The 1,053-nt window shown below is 67.9% G+C and carries 2 protein-coding genes; both read right to left on the reverse strand.

Annotated elements, in window-relative coordinates; genetic code table 11:
- Positions 1–152, reverse strand: a 152-nt coding sequence (locus ACESMD_RS08265; protein WP_372612111.1) for a lipid-A-disaccharide synthase N-terminal domain-containing protein, incomplete at its 3' end; no start/stop codon positions are given.
- A complete protein-coding gene (locus ACESMD_RS08270; RefSeq protein WP_372612109.1) occupies positions 149–913 on the reverse strand; it encodes a glycosyltransferase family 2 protein in 765 nt (254 codons plus the stop codon). The genes ACESMD_RS08265 and ACESMD_RS08270, both read right to left, overlap by 4 nt.
- Positions 914–1,053: the final 140 nt, after the last annotated feature.

Here is a 1,053-nt window from a genome sequence, read left to right on the forward strand (position 1 = left end):
GTGACCCCCCCGGCCAGGCTGAAGAACCAGAAGGCGCGGGGCACGATGCTGCGCCGGGCCCGCTCGCTGGCCAGCCACTGGACCAGGAAGCGGGCGGAGAACAGCGCCTGGCCCAGGAAGCCGACGCCCAGCCACAGCCACTCGGTGTTCATGTCTCGCTCCTTGTTTCTTCGGTCGGCTCGGCGAGCCTCTCCTGCCGTGGGGGCTCCAGGGTGGCCGGCAGCCGCGATCGGCGGCGTAACCACATCACGCCTACCATGTCGACGAGGCCGGCCCAGAGCCGGTTGTTGAGGCCATAGTGGGAGCGGCCGGCACCTCGCGGGCGATGGTTGACCGGCAGCGAGACGCAGCGACCGCCCTGCGCCTGGATCAGCGCCGGCAGGAAGCGGTGCATGTGATCGAAGTAGGACAGACGCAGGAAGGCCTCGCGATGGATGACCTTCAGCCCACAGCCGGTGTCCGGGGTGGCATCCTTGAGCAGGCGGGCGCGAACGCCGTTGGCGATCCGTGACGAGACGCGCTTGAGCCAGTCGTCATGACGAGTGGTGCGATGGCCGGCGACCAGGCTGACATCGCCCTGGCAGGCCCGCTCGATCAGGCTCGGCAGGTCCGCGGGGTCGTTCTGGCCGTCGCCGTCCAGGGTGGCCAGCCATTCGCCACGGGCCTCGTGTCCGGCCTGCCACACTGAGGTGCTCTGCCCGGCACTCTTGGCGTGGCGCAGGGGGCGAAGACGGGGATCCTCGGCTGCCCGCGCCTCGAGCTGCGCCCAGGTGTCATCCCGGGAGGCGTCGTCCACGACCAGCACCTCGTGTTCGATGGCGGCCAGCGCAGCGCCAATCTCGTCCAGGAGACCGGGGAGGTTGCCCGCTTCGTCACGGGCGGGAATGATCACGGATACCAGGGGGGAGGTCACAGCGGTTCCTTCTCCTTCTAACAGTGCTTGCCGGGGCAGCATCTTGCCATCCCAGTCTTACCACAGGCTTATGGGAGCACACGGGCTCGCGAATCGCGCAAGCGGATCCTGATGGAAATAGTGTAATAGTAGCCCGTAGA

Source organism: Halomonas sp. (genome assembly GCF_041689495.1).
Taxonomy (GTDB): Bacteria; Pseudomonadota; Gammaproteobacteria; order Pseudomonadales; family Halomonadaceae; genus Halomonas.